Genomic DNA, 18,591 nt, shown 5'->3' on the forward strand with positions numbered 1-18,591 from the left:
GCATCCTCCTAAAGTGTGCGGGCGTAGAACGCGGCCAGCTTGCCAATGGCGGCGTCCACATACCGGGGGACCCAGTACGTCTCGATGTGGGTGGCCCCCTCGATGGTGAACAGCTCTTTGTCCCGGGTGCCCTTGGCTTTGACGATGGCGTCCTGGCTCATGTACAGGCTGTCGGCCTTGCTGCCGGCAATCATCAGCAGGGGCTGCTCGATCAGCTCGATGTGGTCCGTGGCGTCGAAGCGCACCAGGTCTATCAGGCTGCTGGTGGTGTATTTAAAGGTCGAGTTGGGATGGGCGTGCGTCTTCCAGTAATACGCATAGCCTTGGCGGTAAAGATCAAACGGCAGCTGGGCGATCTGCTCGTCCGTCAGATTCGCATCGCCGGAGTACAAGACCTCGCCTCCTGCGGCCTCTTGGGCCCGCGCCGCAGAGGCCTGTTGCAGCCGCGCCCCTATCGTGTGGAGCTGCGAATCCACATAGCCGTTGCGGCGGACCCGACCGCTGTTGAACATGCTCACCGTCGCCAGCGACTTGAATCGCTTGTCGGTCTGCGCCGCTGCCAGTGAGTAGCCACCGCCACCGCACAAACCCAGCAAGCCCAGGCGCGCCGCGTCCACGCCAGCGTAGCGACCGATGAAATCCGCCATACCGTGAATGTCCTCGATGCGGTTGGACGGTTTGTCCACGCTGCGCGGCATCCCGCCGCTGGCGCCTTGGTAGGCGGCATCTGCGGCGATGGTGATGTAGCCCTGCTCTGCCATGCGCTGCGCATACAGCCCGGCCACCTGCTCTTTCACACCGCCATTGGGGTGCGCAACCACCAAGGCGGGGTAAGCCTTGGTGGGGTCGTAGTTCGCGGGCGTGTAGACGTTGGCGGCAATGTCCAGGCCATTGAGCTGGTAGCGCACGGGGTGGATCTGCACCTTGCCGGGCTCATTGCGGGCAATCGCGCCCTCGTAAACCAAAGTGAATGGGTTCTTTTTGTAGTCGGCGGCAGCGGCATCCGCCCCCGCAATGCCGACCATCGCGGCGACCAAGGTGGTCGCCAAAGCCTTGTGTTTCATGGGCATGGTTTGTGTCCAGATTGTCCTGAAGGTGATGGAGATCCGGGCGATGCGGCACGGCGGCGAAGAACCTGCTCAAAGAGGCCGCTGCTGCGGCGCTTTAGCGGCGCAGGCCATCGCCCTTGGCCCGCACTTTAGGCAAATCACCAGCAAGCTACTAGCTACACAAAGCTTGCACCAGTCGCAATGAAAAGTTGATACTGATACGAGCCATCCTCCCCAAAAAATACCCCCGTCCAACGCACCATGCCCATCAATGAATTCAAAGCCATCTCCACCTTTGCCAAAGCGGTAGAGCTGGGGAGCATTCGGCAGGCGGCCCTTGCCCAGGGTGTGACGCCGCAGGCCGCCAGCCAGACGATTGCACAGCTGGAGCAGCACCTTGGGGTGCGACTGCTGCACCGCACCACACGCAACCTGGCCCTGACGGAAGAAGGCAAGAACCTGCTTGAAAACACGCAGCCCGCATTGGCAGCACTGGACAGGGCGCTCGCATCGGCCCGGCAAGGCCAGGAGAGCATTGCAGGGCCTTTGCGCATCGTCGGCCCCAAGTCTTCATTTGCGCCCCTGTTGATGCCGCTGCTGGACGAGTTCTGCACGGCCTATCCGGGCATCCAGCCTGAAATCCAGCTCGACGATGGCATTGGAAACTGGGTGCAGGACCGCGTGGACGTGGGCTTCAGAATTGGTGTGTCGCCCAACGAGGGCGTCATTGGACGCTCCCTGTTTCCCATCCAGATGATCGTCTGTGCGGCGCCCAGCTACCTCGCGGCGCATGGGGTCCCAGGCTCGCTGGATGAGCTGGTTGCCCATCGGTGCAGCGTGTATCGCCACCCAACGACGGGAAGGGTTTCGCCGTGGTATTTGAACGTCGACGGGAAGGTGGAGCACCGGCAGATGTCACCGGCGTTTGCCTCCAACGATTCCGAATTGGAGCTGCTGGCCGTGCTGAGCGGCCAGGTCATCGGACAGCTTGCGAACTTCTATGCGGCCCAGCACATCCGCGCTGGTCGGTTGGTGCCCGTGCTGCTTCCCCACCTGAGTGCGCACCTTGGCATGCACATCTACTACGGCAACCGCACGGCGCAGCCCAAGCGCGTGCGGGCATTCATCGACCTGGCCATCGCCCGGCTGCTTGAATGCCCGGACTATGTGCTGTCCCCGAAAGAACTCGCCACAGCCGCGCTGACCGCCAAACGGAAGCCACAACGCAGGGGATAACGAGCAACACGCCGAGCTTGGTGCGCGGCCAAGCACCTTCGAAAGCCCAACGGAGATGTCGACCCGCCCTAGCGCCCATCTAGCAAAAATCACCACAACGCCGTACCCTCCAATCTGAAGGGAATCTTAAAAAGATGGAGTTTTCAGCCTAAATATTGCAAAAAAATTTGACACATCTGGGCAAAGAAGCAAAAAATATCGTTTGTATCAATTTAATCAGGTGCAAAAATGAACCTCCAATCCATGACCATGAAGGCAAAACTGGGCCTTGCCTTCGGCCTGATGGTGCTGCTGATCCTGTTCGTATCGGGTCTGTCCATCAAAGACTTGAGTGACGAGAAGCAGGAGTTCCACGACTTTGTCACGGGCATCAGTGCTCGCGCCGAGTTGGTGCGGGGGGTTCAAACTGCGGTAGACCGCCGGGCGATCGCCGCGCGCAACCTGGTGCTGGCAACCAAGCCCGCCGAGCGCGATGTGGAGAAACTGGCGGTAACGAAGGCCCATGAAGACGTGCAGTCGCGGCTGGACCAGCTCCGGGCGGCGTTGGGCAAACCGAATGTGCCATCCAACGAGAAAGCGCAATTCGAGGCCATCGAAAAGACAGAAAAGGTCTATGGCCCCGTGGCCTTGCGCATCGTGGACTTGGCGTTGCGTGACCAACGGGACGAGGCGATCACCAAGATCAACGACGAATGCCGCCCTTTGCTTGCAGCCCTGGTCACTGACGTCCGTCGCTACCAGGCCATGGTGGACGCCACCACCAAGCAGATGATTGCGGAGTCAGAGACAGACTTCGAGGCCCATCGCAACGTATTGATCGGGTTTGCCCTGATCGCTATGGCACTGGCCTTGGTGTGCGGCCTGGCAATCACTCGCAGCGTGATGCGCGCGCTGGGTGCAGAGCCCAGCGCCCTGAGCGATGCAGCGCACAAAGTGGCTGAAGGTGATTTGACCAACATCCCTGGCGCCAACACCGCCTCCCCTGGCAGCGTGCTGGAGTCTTTGGGCACGATGCAAAAGAACCTGTCCAACATCGTGGTCAAGGTGCGTGGGGCATCTGACTCCATATCCACCGGAGCCACCGAAATTTCGATAGGCAATTCAGACCTGAGCCAGCGCACGGAAGAACAAGCCAGCGCCTTGCAGCAAACAGCAGCCACCATGGAGCAGTTCACGGCCACCATTCGCAACAATGCCGAGAACTCCAAGATGGCAGACCACCTTGCACTGGATGCCTCCAAGGTAGCGACCCAAGGGGGCGAGGCCGTGACCAAGGTGGTCGAAACGATGAAAGGCATCAACGAAAGCTCGCGCAAGATCTCCGACATCATTGGCGTGATCGATGGCATTGCCTTCCAGACCAACATCCTGGCGCTGAATGCGGCCGTAGAGGCGGCGCGTGCTGGCGAACAAGGGCGGGGTTTTGCGGTGGTGGCCTCTGAGGTTCGCAACTTGGCACAGCGCAGTGCCAGCGCAGCCAAGGAGATCAAATCACTGATCCATGAAAGCGTAGAAAAAGTGGCCACGGGGACCAGTCTGGTGGACCAGGCAGGCCAAACCATGGCGGCGGTGGTGGGCGCAATTCAACGCGTGTCGGAGGTGGTCGGCGAAATCAGCGCGGCCAGTAGCGAGCAGAGCACGGGTGTGTCGCAAATCGGTAAGGCAGTCAACCAACTCGACCTGACAACGCAGCAAAACGCGGCCTTGGTGGAAGAGAGCGCCGCCGCTGCACAAAGCCTGGAGACGCAGTCCAAGCAACTGATTGAGGCCGTTCGCGCCTTCAAGCTGGAAAGCCATGCGGGCGGCTTGATGGGACTCCACGAACCACGGCTTGCCATCGCTGGGGGGCATTGACCGCAGCAGGCCCTGCGCCCTCACGCGCCGGGCTTGGCGATGGACGGCATGCGCGACCGAGCGCAAGGCTGAGCCCCCAGCAAAGCAGTGCGCCCGCCCCATCGGACTCCCGCACAACGCTACCAAAAATATAGCTGCCAGCGCTTATTTAATAAGCCCTGGTGGCTTATTTCATTTCAAGCCCGATAGATTTCTACAGCAGCGCCCACCGAAGGCGCAGGTTGCGACCGCCCTCACTGCGCCACGATAAAAAAGACCTTGCGCAGGGTTTCGGTGATGTGCCACACCCCCGTGGTGTCGGCCGGGAAGAACAGCGTATCGCCCGCCTGGATGTGCAGCGGCTCGCCCCCGGTGGGAGTGAAGATGCAGGCGCCCGTGAGGATGTGCATGACCTCGGCGTTGGGCAGCACGCGCTCGAACTTGCCGGGGGTGCATTCCCAGATGCCGGTCTGGTGCGGGGCTGTGCCAGCCAAATCCACATCGATGCCACTGAAGGCGCAAGGCGGCTGGGTGATAGGGCGTGCCGGGCCCCCCTGGGGCAGCAGGTCCGTCAGGGTGGCGGTGTTTTTGAGGACAGTGATACGCATGGGACGGTTCTGAAATGGAGAGAGGAAGCGGGGGCGTGGCGCCCCCGTAGCAAGGATGTGATGCGTCCTTAGCGGGGCCCAGGCGCAGCCAGCGCGCGGGCGGCGATTTCGCAAAACCAGCGCACGCCCAAAGGCAGCGCGTCGTCATTGAAGTCGTAGCACGGGTGGTGCAAGGCCCGTTCGCCTTCGGGGCCTGGGTCTGCACGGCCCTGGCCCAGCCACAAGTAAGCACCGGGCTTGCGCTGCAGCATGAAGGCAAAGTCTTCGGACGTGAACGCGGCGCGGGGCGCCACCTGGGCTTGCAGGCCCACGGCCTGGGCTGCGTCCAAAGCCAGGGCCGCCTGCGCTGCGGTGTTCAAGGTGGCTGGGTAGTAGCGCTGGTAGTTCACAAGCACCTCGGTACCGCTGGCCAGGGCCATGCCTTGGCAGGTGGCACGCAGGGCGGCTTCGATGCGGTCTTGCGCCGTGGCATCAAAGCTGCGCACAGTGCCGGTGATTTGCACCTCGGCCGGCAGCACGTTGTGGCTGTGGCCGCCTTCGATGCGGGTGACCGACAGCACGGCCGATTCACTCGGGTCGATGCGCCGGGAGACGATGGTATTGAGCTGCGCCACCAGTTGGCTGGCAGCCAGGATGGCATCGGGGGTGTGCTGGGGCTGGGCCGCGTGGCCGCCCTTGCCGCGCACGGTGATGTCAAACCGGTCGGCCGCCGCCATGATGGGGCCGGGGCGCGTTTGCGCATGCCCCAGGGGCAGGTCTGGCCAGTTGTGCAGGGCGTAGACGCTGTCGCATGCAAAGCGCTCAAACAGCCCGTCTTCGATCATGCGGGCCGCACCGGCCTGCCCTTCCTCCGCTGGCTGAAAGATGAAGTGCACCGTGCCGCGTAAACCCAGCGCCTGGTGGGTGCACACCAGCTGGCGGGCGGTGCCGATGAGCATGCTGGTGTGCCCGTCGTGCCCGCAGCCGTGGTGCTTGCCCGCGTGGCGGCTGGCATAGCTGCGCTGGCCCAGCTCCACCATGGGCAGCGCATCCATATCGGCCCGCAAGCCTACGCAGGGGCCTTGCCCTGCACCGCCGCCGCATTGCAGGGTACCCACCACGCCGGTGCCGCCCACGCCCTCGGTTACCTGCAAGCCCAGCAGGCGCAGGGATTGCGCCACGATGCCTGCGGTGCGGCGCTCCTCGTAAGCCAGCTCGGGGTGGGCATGCAGGTCTTGCCGCAGCGCGACCAGATCGGGCAGCAGGTCTTGCACAGGCGCGGTCACGGCGGCCAGGATGGCAGCGCTCAACACCTGGCTCATTGGCCTGCGTCCACCGCGTCGGCCAGCTGGGCCAGGGTGTGGAAGTGGTAGTCAGGCACGGTGTGCTCGGATTCGATGGTGCCGCCGGAGCTGGCCAGGCCGTGGCGGCGCTCGATCCAGCAGGTGGTGATACCCAGCTTCTTGGAGATGCCAATGTCGTGGTACTGGCTTTGCGCCACGTGCAGGTTGTCGGCCTGCTTGTAGCCCCAGGCGCCTTCAAAGCGGCCACGGGCATAGGCAAAGTAACGGGCATCGGGCTTTTCGCACAGGGCGTCGTCGCTGGCCAGCAGCAGGTCAAAGGGCGAACCCAGCGTCTTCTGGAAGTGCTGCAGCGCCCAGGTCTGGGCATTGGTCATGGTGACCAGCTTGAAGTGCTTGCGCAGCCGGGCCAGCGCCTCGATCGAATCCGGGAACGCAGGCCACTGCGCGACCGAGTCGCGAAAGCCTTGGGCCAGCGCATCGCTGTCGGGCAGGCCCAGCTGGGGGGCGACCACATGCCAGCAGCGCACCAGGTCGTTGGGGTACCAGTCGGTGTCGGGGCTTTTGCGGGCAGCACGGTAAGCTGCCAGAAACTGCTCATCGGTCACGTCGCTGCCAGGCACGGCCTGGCGCAGGTAGGCAAGCATGCCACCCTCAAAGTCGATCAGGGTTCCAACCACATCAAACGTCAGCACTTTGAAATCACGCAGGGCCATGGGGGTTTCCTCAAGTCAGCATTGGGGGCGCTGCAGGCTGGCTGCAGCGGGGGCGAAATCAGATGCCAAGCTTAGGAGAGCGCGCCCTTGCCATGGCACTGAACCAAGGGGCTGGCGCAGCAGCGAATTGCGTTTTCAGGGGCCTGCTGCGCAGATTGTGAGAAAGGCACCAAGGTGAGGCCAAAGCTCACCCAAGCGCGCATGCAATCACTGGCATGGTGCATTGCGCAGCGCCACCACGTCAGCACCCTGTGCGTCAAAACAAGCTGCTTTGTCCTCGCAGCAACCCAGGCCTGAACTGGCCCAAGTCCAACCCCTCGCGCTCACGGTTCAAGCCCAGGCGGCGGCAGGTCGTGGCAAAGCGCTGGCGCACCAGGTCGGCCCAAAGGCCACTGCCCTTCATGCGGGTGGCAAAGTCGGCTTCATAGGTTTTGCCCGCGCTGCGCTGCGCATCCGACAGGTTGTGCAGGTCTTGCACACGGGCCATGACGCGGGCTGCACGCTGCGGGTAATGCACCTGCAGCCATTCGCGAAACAGCGCATCCAGCTCCCACGGCAAGCGCAGCACGGTGTAGAAGGCGCTGGTGGCACCGGCATCGCGGGCGGCTTCGAGCACCTGCTCCATGTCTTCGGTGATGAACGGAATTTGCGGCGCCACGCTCACGCCCACAGGCACCCCCGCCTCGGCCAGGGTGCGGATGGTGCGCAGCCGCCGGTGGGGCGCCGCAGCGCGGGGTTCCATGCGGCGGGCCAGGTCGCCATCGAGCGTGGTGATGGTGACGTACACCGCTGCCAGGCGCTGCGCGGCCAGGGGGGCGAGCAGGTCCAGGTCGCGCTCCACCCCGCTCGATTTGGTGATGAGTGAGAACGGGTGGCACGCATCGCGCATCACTTCGATCACGCTGCGGGTCAGGCGCAGCTCGCGCTCCACGGGCTGGTAGCAATCGGTGGCCGAGCCAATGTTGAGCAAACGCGGCACATAGCGGGGCTGGGCCAGCTCGTGGCGCAGTACCTGCGCAATGTTGTGCTTGGCCACGATCTGCGTTTCAAAGTCGAGCCCCGGAGAGAAGTTGAGGTAGCTGTGCGTGGGCCGGGCGTAACAGTAGACACACCCATGCTCGCAGCCCCGGTAGGGGTTCACCGAGAGTTCAAAAAAGATGTCGGGCGAATCGTTGGCGCACAAAGCGCTGCGGGCCGTCTCCAGGTGCACGCGGGTGGCCAGGGCTGGTGCGCCGACTTCGCCTTCGTCGCCCCATGCAGAGGTCGATGCCATCCCGCCCTCCTCGCCCCCCGTATGGGCCTGCAACCCCTGCACCTGCGGGCTTGCCACGTTGCCCCAGCCATCGTCCACGGCCTCGCGCACATCGCGTGCAAACCGGTGTGGCGGGGCCGATGCAGCGCCCCGCCCCCGAATGGCTTGCACAGGAATGCGGATCTCCTCTGGCGCTGCGAAGTCGGCAGATTCAGAAGGTGCGGGAGGGCTTTTCATAACTGTACAAATATACAGTTATTTGAAAACCATGGGTAGACCCATGGCCCAGCAGTGTCAGGCCGCAGCCCCACTGACAGCAGGCTCGTGCAGCAAACGGTCCCACCACGGCTCGGCACCGATCTCGGCGCGCAGGTGATCCATGAACAGCCGCGCCTTGGTGGCATGGCTGCGGCCGGGCAAGCGCACTGCGTGGATGCACGGCATGTCTGGCAGCGCCGGTGCGGTGCGCTCCTGTTGCGGGAACAGTGCCACCAGCTCCCCCGATCGCAGGTGGTTGCACACCACCCAGGTGGCGATGTGCAGCACCCCCAGGCCTCTGAGGGCTGCTTGCAGCATGGCGTCTTTGTCGTCGGACCGAAACCGCCCCTGCACAGGCAGCGGCTGGTTGCGGTTGACGCCGGGGTAACGCCAGGCAATGCCTTGCGCCGCAGGGGTTGCCCCAGTGATGCACTGGTGGCTGAGCAAATCGGCCACGCTGGCAGGTCGGCCCGCGTGGGCCAGGTAGGCAGGGCTGGCGCAGGTGACCAGCCGCACCTGCGCCAGTTGCGTGGCGTACAGGTCACTGTCGGGCAGCAGGCCAATGCGCACCGCCACGTCCATGCGCTGTTCCGTCAGGTCCACGATCTGGTCGGTCAGGTGCAGGTCCACCTCAATGTCGGGGTAGCGGTGCAAAAAGCTGGCCACAGCACTGAGCACATGCTGCCTGCCAAACACCGTGGGCGCCGTCACCGACAGCAAGCCGCGCGGCCCGGCGTCCTGCGCCAGGATGGCCTCTTTGGCCTCGGCCAGCTCGGCAATCACATTGCGGGCACGGGGAACAAATTGCTCGCCCGCATCGGTCAGCACCAGCCGCCGCGAGCTGCGGTGAAACAGCCGCGAGCCCATCTCTGACTCCAGCGCATCCATCTTGCGGGTGATGGAGGACACCGCCACGTTTTGCCTGCGGGCCACCAACGAAAAGGAACCGGCGGCGGCCACAGCGAGAAAGGTTTCCAAAAAATCGAGCATGGGTGGTTGCGCCGGTGGCGAAGTCAGGGCCCAGAGGTTTTCAGCAAACCCCGGGGCATTTGATGGGGTGTGCACGCAGCCGTTCTTTGCAAAATTCGCAACATAGGTTTGCAAACAAACCTATTGTTCCAAAAAACGCAAAGAAGAACAATAGCGCCTCGTCTCTCAACCCATCCGCCCACCCATCCATTTCACTGCGGCCCATGCCGCCAGAAAGCACCCGATGACGTCGAAATCCACCACCACCGCTTTGTCCGTTTTGCGCTCTCTGCCCACCTGGGCGACCCCCAAGCGCATGCCCCTGCGCTTGGCCCGCGCCACCACCTTGGCCACCGCACTGGCCCTGGGCGGCGCCTTCATCGCCACCGCCACACTGCCCCAGGTGGCCCTGGCCGCAGCCCCACAGCACAAGGTGCAGGCCCCCGGCTGGTACCGCATGATGGTGGGCCAAATAGAGGTGACCGCGCTGAGCGATGGCACCGTGGAATTGCCCGTAGACCAACTGCTGCACGCCCCCGCAGGGCGCGTCGCAGAGGGCCTGGCACAGCACTTTCAGCACGCGCCACTGGAGACCTCGGTCAACGCCTGGCTGCTGAACAGCGGCAAGCGCCTGGTGCTGGTAGATGCTGGCGCGGGCACCTTGTTTGGCCCCACGCTGGGCAAGCTGGCGGCGCAGATTCGCGCGGCAGGGTACCGGCCCGAGCAGGTGGATGACATCCTTATCACCCACATGCACCCCGACCACGTGGGTGGCTTGGCAGCCAAAGGCCGACGCGTGTTCCCCAACGCCACCGTGCATGCCGAAAAAGCCGATGCCGACTTCTGGCTGGACCCCGCCAAGGCCAACGCGGCCCCTGCCGAGGCCAAGGGCTTTTTTGCAGGGGCGGTGGCATCGCTGCAGCCCTACGTCAAGGCTGGCCGGTTCGCCGCGTTTGCCCCTGACAGCGAGGTGGTGCCAGGCATTCGAGCCCTTTCCGCCCACGGTCACACCGAAGGACACACGGCCTACGCCGTGGAAAGCCAGGGGCAGCGCCTGGTGCTGGTGGGCGATCTGATCCACGTGGCGTCGGTGCAGTTGCAGTCCCCGGAAGTGACCATTGCCTTTGACACCGACGAGCCCCAGGCCGCCGCCAGCCGTGCACGGCTGTTTGAGGCGCTGGCCCAAGATGGCAGCCTGGTGGCGGTGAGCCACTTCAGCTTTCCGGGCATGGGCCGGCTGCGCCAGGCCGGCAGCGGCTGGGTGTGGGTGCCGGTGAACTACAGCAGCCAGGTGCGATAGGCCCCGAGAAGCATGGACGCGGCGCTGCAATGGCGCTGCGCACCCTTCTCCGCTTCGCGTGCAACAACGGTAAGGCAGCGGCATGGCGGTATGGCCCTGCGGGCCAGTGCGAGATTGCCCTGTGGGCTACAGTCCCGCGCTTTCAACCAAACACTCAAGGTACTGCCATGGCGCGCAAGCCCCAGATCGTTCTGTCCTCTCTCGACCTCGACCGCATTGAAGCCCTGCTGGCCGCCATGCCTGCCAGTGTGTTCCCGGGCAAGGCAGACCTGCAGGCAGAGCTGGATCGGGCGGACGTGGTGGCGCCCGAAGAGATTCCACCCAACGTGGTCACCATGAATTCCACCGTGGAGTTCAGCATTGTGGAGACAGGCAAGTCGTTTTGCCTGACCCTGGTGTACCCGCGTGACCTCGATGGCAGCGCAGACAAGCTCTCTATCCTCGCCCCCGTGGGCAGCGCCTTGCTGGGCTTGTCAGTGGGGGATGAACTGGCCTGGCCCGGCCCTGGCGGCAAGGCCATGACGGTGCAGGTCAAACGCATCGTGTACCAGCCCGAAAGCGCGGGCGAGCTGCATCGCTGAACACCGGAGACGGACCCGCAGGGCTTCGCGGCAAAGCTGGCAAGCCTGTGGGCTGCGCCCCTGCGTCAACACGCGGGCGCGCCGCCAGGTATCAACCCCAGTTGCTGCCCAACTGCACCAGCACCCCTGCGGCCACCAGGCTCGCCTGCCAGCGCAGCATGGTGGGCAATGTGGGGGTACGCTGCTCCACGGTGCGGTACAGCCATTGCCCTGCCACCATGGCCAGCGAAAACGCCAGCAGCATGCCCAAGGCATTGACCCACGGCGATGCTGGCCACAGGCTGCTGACCACGGCATTGACGAGCAGGCACACGGCAAAGTGGATGAGGAACACGGAGTAGGACATTTGCCCCAGGCGCACCAGCGGCGAGACCCCACGCCACTGCCGCACCGCAGGGGTGCGCATGGCCCACACCATGAGCAAGGCCGTTGCCAGCGCCAGCGCGATGCGCGCCCTGAATTCCAACGCCAAACCCACGCCGCCCAGCACGGCCATCGCCAGCACCCAGCCCGTGGCCTGCGGAGCGCGGCTCGCCCAAAAGGCCATCATACCCAGGCCATAGGCACCAAAGAAGTAAACCGCCCACACATCCCACTGCGCGTCGCGGTTAAAGCCCCAGAGCGAGGCTGCCACACCGGCCACCACCACAGTCTGACCCAGCAAGGCGGCGCCCTGCTTGGCCAAGGCTGATGGCAACGCCCGCACCGCAGCAAAGATCAGCAGGCTGAGAGCAAAGAGCTGAAAGTCGATCGCCACGTACCAGACCCCGGCCGACAGGGATTCATGGTCTACCAGACTGTGCAGCAGCAGCGCATGGGTGACCAACTGGGCCAGGCTCGGGTCGCCGGGCACGGAGGGGTGCTCCATCCAGGGGCGCACCAGCGCACTGATCAGCACAGTCACCAACAACGCCACCACATACGGCACCACCAGGCGCACAAAGCGCTTGCTCAGTTGCTGGCCCACCTGGCCGAAGCGGGCCACACCCTCGGGCGCCAGGCTGGAGGCAGCCAGGTAGCCGCCCAGCACCAAGAACACTTGCACCGCCATGCGCGCGTAGTCGTACAGCCAGGCCATCAGGTCAGGTGCCAGGGGCTGGGCTATGTCAGACATGGGGCCATAAAAGGCCAGATGGTGCGCAACGATGGCTGCGCAGGCCAGACCCTTGACGGTGTCCAGCAGCGGCAGGCGTGAGGTGTGTTGAGACATGCAGAAACGGGATTCACCAACGCGCGCTGGCGAAATGGTTCGCAGGCGCAAATGTAAAACCCTCTATTGTCCTCTTTCCATGTAAAGCGTGCCAGCCCCGGCCCAAACCGGTGAAGGCAAGGCCGTCCTCACCCCAGCGCGGAGAGGCAAATCACCTCTGAGCAATCACCGCCCGAAATCACGAAACAGGCAATTTATTGAATTTTCAGTATTTACTGAAAATTCAATAAATTTGGAGCACAATGCGCTTCCTATGACCTACGTCAAAAACCTCCCTCCTCTGAATCGCCAATTCGTGTCCCATTTCGGCGAGATGGGCAGCCGCTGGGGCATCAACCGCACCGTGGGCCAGATGTATGCGCTGATCTTCCTGTCGCCGCGCCCCGTCAATGCCGACGAGATTGCCGAGACCCTGGAGTTCTCGCGCTCCAACGTAAGCATGGGCCTCAAGGAGCTGCAGTCGTGGCGGCTCGTCAAGCTCAGCCACCAGCCCGGGGACCGGCGCGAATACTTTGAGGCACCCAAGGATGTGTGGGAAATCTTCCGCGTGCTGGCCGAGGAACGCCGCCGCCGCGAGATCGAGCCCACGCTGTCCATGCTGCGCATGGCGCTGCTGGAAGAGCCCACCTCGGACGAAGAACGCTATGCCCAGGAGCGCATGCGCGAGATGCACGAGCTGATCGACCGCCTGATGACCTGGTTTGACGATGTGCAGCGCCTGGCCCCCGAAACCGCCCTGCAGCTGATGGGCATGGGCACGGCGGTGACCCGGGTGCTGGAGTTCAAAGACCGCCTGACTGGCAAGGGCCGCGCGGGCGACAACGCCAAGGGGGGCTGAGGCCATGGACGCGCTCGATACCTTCACGCTGTCGCGCATCCAGTTCGCGGCCAACATCAGCTTTCACATCCTCTTTCCCACCATCACCATTGCCCTGTGCTGGTTTCTGGTGTTCTTCCGGCTGCGCCACGCGGCCACGCGGGGCACGCCAGCAGCCGTTGGTTGGGGGCAAGCCTATTACTTCTGGACCAAGGTGTTTGCGCTGACCTTCGCCATGGGCGTGGTCTCGGGCATCACCATGAGTTTTCAGTTCGGCACCAACTGGCCTGGCTTCATGGAGCGTGCGGGCAACATCGCCGGGCCGCTGCTGGGCTACGAGGTGTTGACGGCATTTTTTCTGGAAGCCTCGTTCCTGGGCATCATGCTGTTTGGCCGGGGCCGTGTGTCTGACCGCGTGCACCTGGCAGCCACACTGCTGGTGGCCTTCGGCACCACGCTGTCGGCGTTCTGGATTTTGAGCCTGAACTCGTGGATGCAGACCCCTGTGGGTTACGAGATCATCGACGGCAAATTCCATGCGGTGGACTGGCTGGAGATTGTGTTCAACCCGTCCTTCCCCTACCGGCTGGGGCACAAGCTGCTGGCCTCGTGCCTCACGGCAGGCTTCTTGATTGCGGGGGTCAGCGCCTGGCAGTTGCTCAAAGGCACGGCCGCACCTGGCACCCGCCAAGCCTTGCGCACGGCCGTGGTGGCGGTGTCCGTGGCGATGCCACTGCAAATCTTCATGGGCGACCTGCACGGCCTGAACACGCTGGAGCACCAACCCGCCAAGATCGCCGCCATCGAAGGCATCTGGCACACCGAAAAAGGCGCGCCGCTGACCCTGTTTGGCCTGCCCAACGAGAAAGAAGGCCGCACCGACTACGCCCTGCAGATCCCCAAGGGCGCGAGCTTGGTCCTGGCGCATGACCCCGATGCCGAGCTGAAGGGACTGAACGAGTTTGCAGGCGCGCACCCGCCCGTGGCGCCTGTGTTCTGGGGCTTTCGGGTGATGGTGGGCGTGGGCCTGCTGATGCTGGCCGTGGCCTGGGCTGCCGCGTGGGCCTTGTGGCGCCGCCGCGCGCACAGTGCTGGCATGCTGCCCCGCAAGGTGCTGTGGGCGCTGGTGGGCATGACGTTCTCGGGCTGGGTGGCCACGCTGGCGGGCTGGTACGTGACGGAAATCGGGCGCCAGCCCTACCTGGTCTACGGCCTGCTCAAAACCGCCGAGGCCGTGGCCCCCCACCCCAGTGGCATGGTGGCTGGCACGCTGGCGGCCTACCTCACGGTGTATGCGCTGTTGCTGGCCGCCTACGTGGGCGTCATCAAGCACATGGCCGAACACGCCACCCTGCCCGCCCCCGCCGTGGCGCCCGCCACACCCCAAGCCGTTTGAACGGCAGGAGCCCCCCATGATGGAACTACTGAACTGGGCCACCGCCCTGCCCCTGATCTTCATGGCTGTGATGGGCCTGGCCTTGTTGGCCTACGTGATTTTGGATGGCTACGACCTGGGTGTGGGCATGCTGCTGCCGCTGGCCACGCACGCCGAGAAGGATGTGATGGTCTCCAGCATCGGCCCCTTCTGGGACGCCAACGAGACCTGGCTGGTGCTGGGTGTGGGCGTGCTGCTGGTGTGCTTTCCGATGGCGCACGGCCTGGTGTTGTCGGCGCTGTACCTGCCCGTGGCGGTGATGCTGATCGGCCTGATCGTGCGCGGGGTGGCGTTTGACTTTCGCGTGAAGGCACGCGATGCACACAAGGCCGCCTGGAACCACCTGTTTGCGCTGGGCTCCCTGGTCACCACCCTGGCCCAAGGCTGGATGCTGGGGGCGTACGTCACCGGCTTTCACACCGACCTGTGGAGCCGCCTGTTTGCCGTGGGCATTGCGCTGACGCTGCCCGCCGCCTACGCCATGCTGGGCGTGGGCTGGCTGGTGATGAAGACCGAGGGCGAACTGCAGCGCAAGGCATTGCGCTGGGGCCAGGGCGTGCTGTGGCCCATGGGCTTTGCGCTGGTGGGCATTTCGCTGGCCACCCCGGTGGTGAGCCACACGGTGTTCAACAAGTGGTTTGCCCTGCCCGGCTTTTTTGCACTGCTGCCGATTCCACTGGCGTGCGTGGCCGCCTTCTTCGCCATTCGGCATGTGCTGGCCGCACCGCGGGTGGTGGCAGCGGGCTATGGCTGGGTGGTGTTTGTGGCCACGGTGGTGATTTTTGTGCTGGCCTTCTTCGGGCTGTCGTACAGCATCTACCCCTACATCGTCATCGACCGCCTCACGGTGTGGGAAGCCGCCAGCGCGACGGAATCCTTGGCGGTGATCGGCATTGGCGTCGCGATCACGCTGCCGGTGATCGTGATCTACACCATCTTCATGTACCGCGTGTTCTGGGGCAAGGCGCGGGAACTGACGTACGGGCTGTGATGCGTGCCGCCCAACGCCACAGCCCGGGACCCCAAACATTAAATCAAATCAAGCCCTGGCGCTTATTGAATAAGCGCTAGCAGCTATACATTCGATAGCAAACACACCACTGAGCGACCAAGCCCAGCGGTATGCACTGCATGCGCCGATCAGAGCTTCAAGCGCGCCCGCGCTTCTTCGTACTCACGGCGCAGCTTGGCCACCAGCTCGGCCGTGCTGGTCACGGCGTTGATGGCGCCAATGCCCTGGCCGCAGCCCCAGATGTCCTTCCAGGCCTTTTGGGCGCCACCGCCAAAGTTCATCTTGCTGGGGTCGGACTCGGGCAGGTTCTCGGGGTCCAGCCCTGCGGCGCGGATCGAGGGCGCTAGGTAGTTGCCGTGCACGCCCGTGAACAGGTTGCTGTAGACGATGTCGTCGGAGTTGCTCTCCACAATGGCTTGCTTGTAGGCATCCACCGCGCGGGCCTCGTGCGTGGCAATGAAGGCCGAGCCGATGTAGCCAAAGTCGGCCCCCATGGCCTGGGCGGCCAACACCGCGCCACCGCTGGCGATGGAGCCGCTGAGCGCCAAGGGGCCGTCAAACCACTGGCGAATTTCCTGGACCAGCGCGAACGGGCTCTTGGTGCCTGCGTGTCCACCGGCACCGGCCGCCACGGCGATCAGGCCGTCAGCGCCCTTCTCGATCGCCTTGTGCGCGAACTTGTTGTTGATGATGTCGTGCAGCACGATGCCGCCCCAGGCGTGCACCGCCTGGTTCACATCCTCACGCGCACCCAGGCTGGTGATGATGATCGGCACCTTGTACTTGGCGCACACCTGCATGTCGTGCTCCAGGCGGTCGTTGCTCTTGTGCACGATCTGGTTGATGGCAAAGGGCGCGGCGGGCTTGTCGGGATTGGCCTTGTTGTAGGCGGCCAGCGTCTCGGTGATTTCGGCCAGCCACTCATCGAGCAGTTCGGCGGGGCGCGCATTGAGTGACGGCATGGAGCCCACCACACCGGCCTTGCACTGCTCAATGACGAGCTTGGGGTTGCTGATGATGAACAGCGGCGATCCGATGACGGGCAACGACAGGTTTTGCAACGCGGCGGGCAGTTTGGACATGGCAACAACTTCCAGAAACAGGTTTTGATTGAAATAGCCCTCTAGCGCTTATTCAACAAGCGCTAGCAGCTATTATTTTTATAGTAAAGGCCTGCACCCTGCACAGGCCTCGTCTCACTCTTTTTCATTCCTCAACGGGCGGGCTGCCCTTTCAGGACGCGTTAGAACGCCTCCAATGCCAGCTCGGTCACGCTGGCGGCACCTTCCACAATGCTGTCGCGCAGGCCGGGGGCCTTCACCAGAATGTGGTCAGCGTAGAACTGGGCCGTGGTGATTTTTGCGCGCATGAAGGCTTCGTCCTGTCCCTTTTGCAACAGGTCTTGGGCCACCAGCAGGCTGCGCGCCAGTTGCCAGCCCGCCACCACATTGCCCGCCAGCATCAGGTAGGGCACGCTGCCCGCGAAGACGGCGTTGGGCTGGGCCTTGGTGCCGCCCGCCACGAAGTCGATCACGTCGAGCAGCGCCTTGCGCGCAGCCGTCAGGCGCTTGGCCACAGCCAGTGCGGCTGGAGTGCCGCTGGCCAGCAGTTCACTTTCAGTCTTCTCGATCTGCGCGGCGATGCCCTTGGCCACCTGCCCGCCATCGCGTGCCGTCTTGCGGCCCACCAGGTCGTTGGCCTGGATGGCGGTGGTGCCTTCGTAAATGGTCAGGATCTTGGCGTCGCGGTAGTACTGGGCCGCGCCAGTTTCTTCAATGAAGCCCATGCCGCCATGCACCTGCACGCCCAGACTGGTCACTTCCAGGCTGGTCTCGGTGCTGTAGCCCTTGACTAGCGGCACCATGAATTCATAGAACGCCTGGTTCTGCTTGCGCGTGTCGGCATCGGGGTGGTGGTGTGCGGCGTCAAACGCGGCAGCTGCCACAGTGGCCATGGCGCGGCAGCCTTCCACGGTGGCGCGCATCGTCATCAGCATGCGCTTCACATCGGGGTGGTGGATGATGGCCGCGCTGGCGGCAATGGAGCCGTCCACAGGGCGGCTTTGCACGCGGTCCTTCGCGTACTGCACGGCCTTCTGGTAGGCGCGCTCGGAGATCGCGATGCCCTGCATGCCCACGGCGTAGCGGGCCGCGTTCATCATGATGAACATGTATTCGAGACCACGGTTTTCCTGGCCCACCAGGTAACCCACCGCACCGCCATGGTCGCCAAACTGCAGCACGGCCGTGGGCGATGCCTTGATGCCCAGCTTGTGCTCAATGCTCACGCAGTGCGCGTCGTTGCGGGCGCCCAGCGTGCCATCCTGGTTGACCATGAACTTGGGCACCACGAACAGGCTGATGCCCTTCACGCCTTCGGGCGCGCCCTGCACGCGGGCCAGCACCAGGTGCACGATGTTCTCGGCCATGTCGTGCTCACCGTAGGTGATGAAGATCTTGGTGCCGAAGATTTTGTAGGTGCCGTCGGGCTGCGGTTCGGCGCGCGTGCGCACCAGGGCCAAGTCCGAGCCCGCCTGGGGTTCCGTCAGGTTCATGGTGCCTGTCCACTCGCCGGTCACCAGCTTCTCCAGGTACGTGGCTTTGAGTTCATCGCTGCCGGCCGTGAGCAGGGCCTCGATGGCGCCATCGGTCAGCAACGGGCACAGCGCAAAGCTCATGTTGGCGCTGTTGGTCATCTCGATGCAGGCCGCACCAATGGTCTTGGGCAGGCCCTGGCCGCCGAAATCGGCCGGGTGCTGCAGGCCTTGCCAGCCGCCTTCGCCGTACTGGCGAAAGGCCTCCTTGAAGCCGGGAGTGGTCGTGACCACGCCGTCTTCCCAGCTCGACGGGTTCTTGTCGCCCTCGAAGTTGAGCGGAGCCAGCACGCCCTCGTTGAACTTGGCGCACTCTTCCAGCACGGCGGTGGCCGTGTCGAGGCCCGCGTCTTCAAAGCCGGGGATTTGTGCGATCTGTTCGATATTGGCCAGGTGCTCAATGTCGAACAGCATGTCCTTGACGGGGGCGGTGTAGCTCATC

Annotated in this window: 16 protein-coding genes; 7 read left to right on the forward strand and 9 right to left on the reverse strand. The window is 63.9% G+C overall.

The genetic code is table 11. The annotated features are described in order from the left end of the window. Positions 1-8: 8 nt before the first annotated feature. Positions 9-1,025, reverse strand: a complete 1,017-nt coding sequence (locus EAG14_RS12465) for an alpha/beta hydrolase (RefSeq protein WP_233195200.1) — start codon at positions 1,023-1,025, stop codon at positions 9-11. A 285-nt stretch (positions 1,026-1,310) separates the two neighbouring features. Between EAG14_RS12465 and EAG14_RS12475 the strand changes: the two genes are divergently transcribed. After that, on the forward strand, positions 1,311-2,285 hold the full coding sequence (locus tag EAG14_RS12475) for a LysR family transcriptional regulator (RefSeq protein WP_121729039.1): 975 nt from the start codon (positions 1,311-1,313) through the stop codon (positions 2,283-2,285). A gap of 249 nt (positions 2,286-2,534) precedes the next feature. After that, positions 2,535-4,139: a methyl-accepting chemotaxis protein gene (locus tag EAG14_RS23640; RefSeq protein WP_305781926.1), complete on the forward strand. Its 1,605-nt coding sequence runs from the start codon at positions 2,535-2,537 to the stop codon at positions 4,137-4,139. 233 nt (positions 4,140-4,372) lie between these two features. Here the strand turns inward: EAG14_RS23640 and EAG14_RS12485 are convergent, their stop codons facing one another. From EAG14_RS12485 to EAG14_RS12505, 5 genes are all read right to left on the reverse strand, one after another. Further along, positions 4,373-4,726 (reverse strand): cupin domain-containing protein, encoded by a 354-nt coding sequence (locus EAG14_RS12485; RefSeq protein WP_121729040.1) that lies wholly within the window; start codon positions 4,724-4,726, stop codon positions 4,373-4,375. A 68-nt stretch (positions 4,727-4,794) separates the two neighbouring features. Further along, positions 4,795-6,015, reverse strand: a complete 1,221-nt coding sequence (locus EAG14_RS12490; RefSeq protein ID WP_240456767.1) for an amidohydrolase — start codon at positions 6,013-6,015, stop codon at positions 4,795-4,797. 8 nt (positions 6,016-6,023) lie between these two features. Then, the gene (locus tag EAG14_RS12495) at positions 6,024-6,722 is read right to left on the reverse strand and encodes an HAD-IA family hydrolase (protein WP_121729042.1); all 699 of its coding nucleotides are present in this window, start codon (positions 6,720-6,722) and stop codon (positions 6,024-6,026) included. Between the two features lie 256 nt (positions 6,723-6,978). Further along, positions 6,979-8,211, reverse strand: coding sequence for a PA0069 family radical SAM protein (locus tag EAG14_RS12500; RefSeq protein WP_121729043.1), 1,233 nt, complete (start codon positions 8,209-8,211; stop codon positions 6,979-6,981). 57 nt (positions 8,212-8,268) lie between these two features. Next, entirely contained in the window at positions 8,269-9,222 is a 954-nt protein-coding gene (locus tag EAG14_RS12505) for a LysR family transcriptional regulator (protein ID WP_121730452.1), read from the reverse strand. 295 nt (positions 9,223-9,517) lie between these two features. Here EAG14_RS12505 and EAG14_RS12510 point away from each other — a divergent pair, with 295 nt between their 5' ends. Together EAG14_RS12510 and rnk are read left to right on the forward strand one after the other, a co-directional pair. After that, positions 9,518-10,501, forward strand: coding sequence for an MBL fold metallo-hydrolase (locus tag EAG14_RS12510; RefSeq protein ID WP_121730453.1), 984 nt, complete (start codon positions 9,518-9,520; stop codon positions 10,499-10,501). A gap of 167 nt (positions 10,502-10,668) precedes the next feature. Beyond that, positions 10,669-11,082, forward strand: a complete 414-nt coding sequence (rnk, locus tag EAG14_RS12515; protein ID WP_121729044.1) for a nucleoside diphosphate kinase regulator — start codon at positions 10,669-10,671, stop codon at positions 11,080-11,082. Positions 11,083-11,173: 91 nt separating this feature from the next. Here rnk and EAG14_RS12520 read toward each other — a convergent pair whose 3' ends face one another. Next, positions 11,174-12,292, reverse strand: coding sequence for an acyltransferase (locus EAG14_RS12520; protein ID WP_121729045.1), 1,119 nt, complete (start codon positions 12,290-12,292; stop codon positions 11,174-11,176). A gap of 253 nt (positions 12,293-12,545) precedes the next feature. Here EAG14_RS12520 and EAG14_RS12525 point away from each other — a divergent pair, with 253 nt between their 5' ends. From EAG14_RS12525 to EAG14_RS12535, 3 genes are read left to right on the forward strand one after another with little or no spacing between them, the layout of a single operon-like run. Continuing rightward, a complete protein-coding gene (locus tag EAG14_RS12525; RefSeq protein WP_099658568.1) occupies positions 12,546-13,130 on the forward strand; it encodes a GbsR/MarR family transcriptional regulator in 585 nt (194 codons plus the stop codon). A 4-nt stretch (positions 13,131-13,134) separates the two neighbouring features. Further along, on the forward strand, positions 13,135-14,505 hold the full coding sequence (locus EAG14_RS12530; RefSeq protein ID WP_099740857.1) for a cytochrome ubiquinol oxidase subunit I: 1,371 nt from the start codon (positions 13,135-13,137) through the stop codon (positions 14,503-14,505). Positions 14,506-14,524: 19 nt separating this feature from the next. Beyond that, positions 14,525-15,535, forward strand: coding sequence for a cytochrome d ubiquinol oxidase subunit II (locus EAG14_RS12535; RefSeq protein WP_121730454.1), 1,011 nt, complete (start codon positions 14,525-14,527; stop codon positions 15,533-15,535). A gap of 149 nt (positions 15,536-15,684) precedes the next feature. Here the strand turns inward: EAG14_RS12535 and EAG14_RS12540 are convergent, their stop codons facing one another. Together EAG14_RS12540 and EAG14_RS12545 are read right to left on the reverse strand one after the other, a co-directional pair. Then, positions 15,685-16,638, reverse strand: a complete 954-nt coding sequence (locus EAG14_RS12540; RefSeq protein ID WP_121729046.1) for a nitronate monooxygenase family protein — start codon at positions 16,636-16,638, stop codon at positions 15,685-15,687. A gap of 161 nt (positions 16,639-16,799) precedes the next feature. After that, entirely contained in the window at positions 16,800-18,590 is a 1,791-nt protein-coding gene (locus tag EAG14_RS12545; RefSeq protein ID WP_121729047.1) for an acyl-CoA dehydrogenase, read from the reverse strand. Position 18,591: the final 1 nt, after the last annotated feature.

It is taken from the genome of Acidovorax sp. 1608163 (assembly GCF_003669015.1).
Taxonomy (GTDB): Bacteria; Pseudomonadota; Gammaproteobacteria; order Burkholderiales; family Burkholderiaceae_C; genus Acidovorax.

What these genes read in the sequence shown, in the direction of transcription:
- EAG14_RS12545 (WP_121729047.1), bottom strand. Translation starts at nt 18,590, where the DNA reads ATGAGCTACACCGCCCCCGTCAAGGACATGCTGTTCGACATTGAGCAC.
- EAG14_RS12540 (WP_121729046.1), bottom strand. Translation starts at nt 16,638, where the DNA reads ATGTCCAAACTGCCCGCCGCGTTGCAAAACCTGTCGTTGCCCGTCATC.
- EAG14_RS12495 (WP_121729042.1), bottom strand. Translation starts at nt 6,722, where the DNA reads ATGGCCCTGCGTGATTTCAAAGTGCTGACGTTTGATGTGGTTGGAACC.
- EAG14_RS12520 (WP_121729045.1), bottom strand. Translation starts at nt 12,292, where the DNA reads ATGTCTCAACACACCTCACGCCTGCCGCTGCTGGACACCGTCAAGGGT.
- EAG14_RS12530 (WP_099740857.1), top strand. Translation starts at nt 13,135, where the DNA reads ATGGACGCGCTCGATACCTTCACGCTGTCGCGCATCCAGTTCGCGGCC.
- EAG14_RS12465 (WP_233195200.1), bottom strand. Translation starts at nt 1,025, where the DNA reads ATGGTCGGCATTGCGGGGGCGGATGCCGCTGCCGCCGACTACAAAAAG.
- EAG14_RS12505 (WP_121730452.1), bottom strand. Translation starts at nt 9,222, where the DNA reads ATGCTCGATTTTTTGGAAACCTTTCTCGCTGTGGCCGCCGCCGGTTCC.
- EAG14_RS12510 (WP_121730453.1), top strand. Translation starts at nt 9,518, where the DNA reads ATGCCCCTGCGCTTGGCCCGCGCCACCACCTTGGCCACCGCACTGGCC.
- rnk (WP_121729044.1), top strand. Translation starts at nt 10,669, where the DNA reads ATGGCGCGCAAGCCCCAGATCGTTCTGTCCTCTCTCGACCTCGACCGC.
- EAG14_RS12475 (WP_121729039.1), top strand. Translation starts at nt 1,311, where the DNA reads ATGCCCATCAATGAATTCAAAGCCATCTCCACCTTTGCCAAAGCGGTA.
- EAG14_RS12485 (WP_121729040.1), bottom strand. Translation starts at nt 4,726, where the DNA reads ATGCGTATCACTGTCCTCAAAAACACCGCCACCCTGACGGACCTGCTG.
- EAG14_RS23640 (WP_305781926.1), top strand. Translation starts at nt 2,535, where the DNA reads ATGAAGGCAAAACTGGGCCTTGCCTTCGGCCTGATGGTGCTGCTGATC.
- EAG14_RS12525 (WP_099658568.1), top strand. Translation starts at nt 12,546, where the DNA reads ATGACCTACGTCAAAAACCTCCCTCCTCTGAATCGCCAATTCGTGTCC.
- EAG14_RS12535 (WP_121730454.1), top strand. Translation starts at nt 14,525, where the DNA reads ATGGAACTACTGAACTGGGCCACCGCCCTGCCCCTGATCTTCATGGCT.
- EAG14_RS12500 (WP_121729043.1), bottom strand. Translation starts at nt 8,211, where the DNA reads ATGAAAAGCCCTCCCGCACCTTCTGAATCTGCCGACTTCGCAGCGCCA.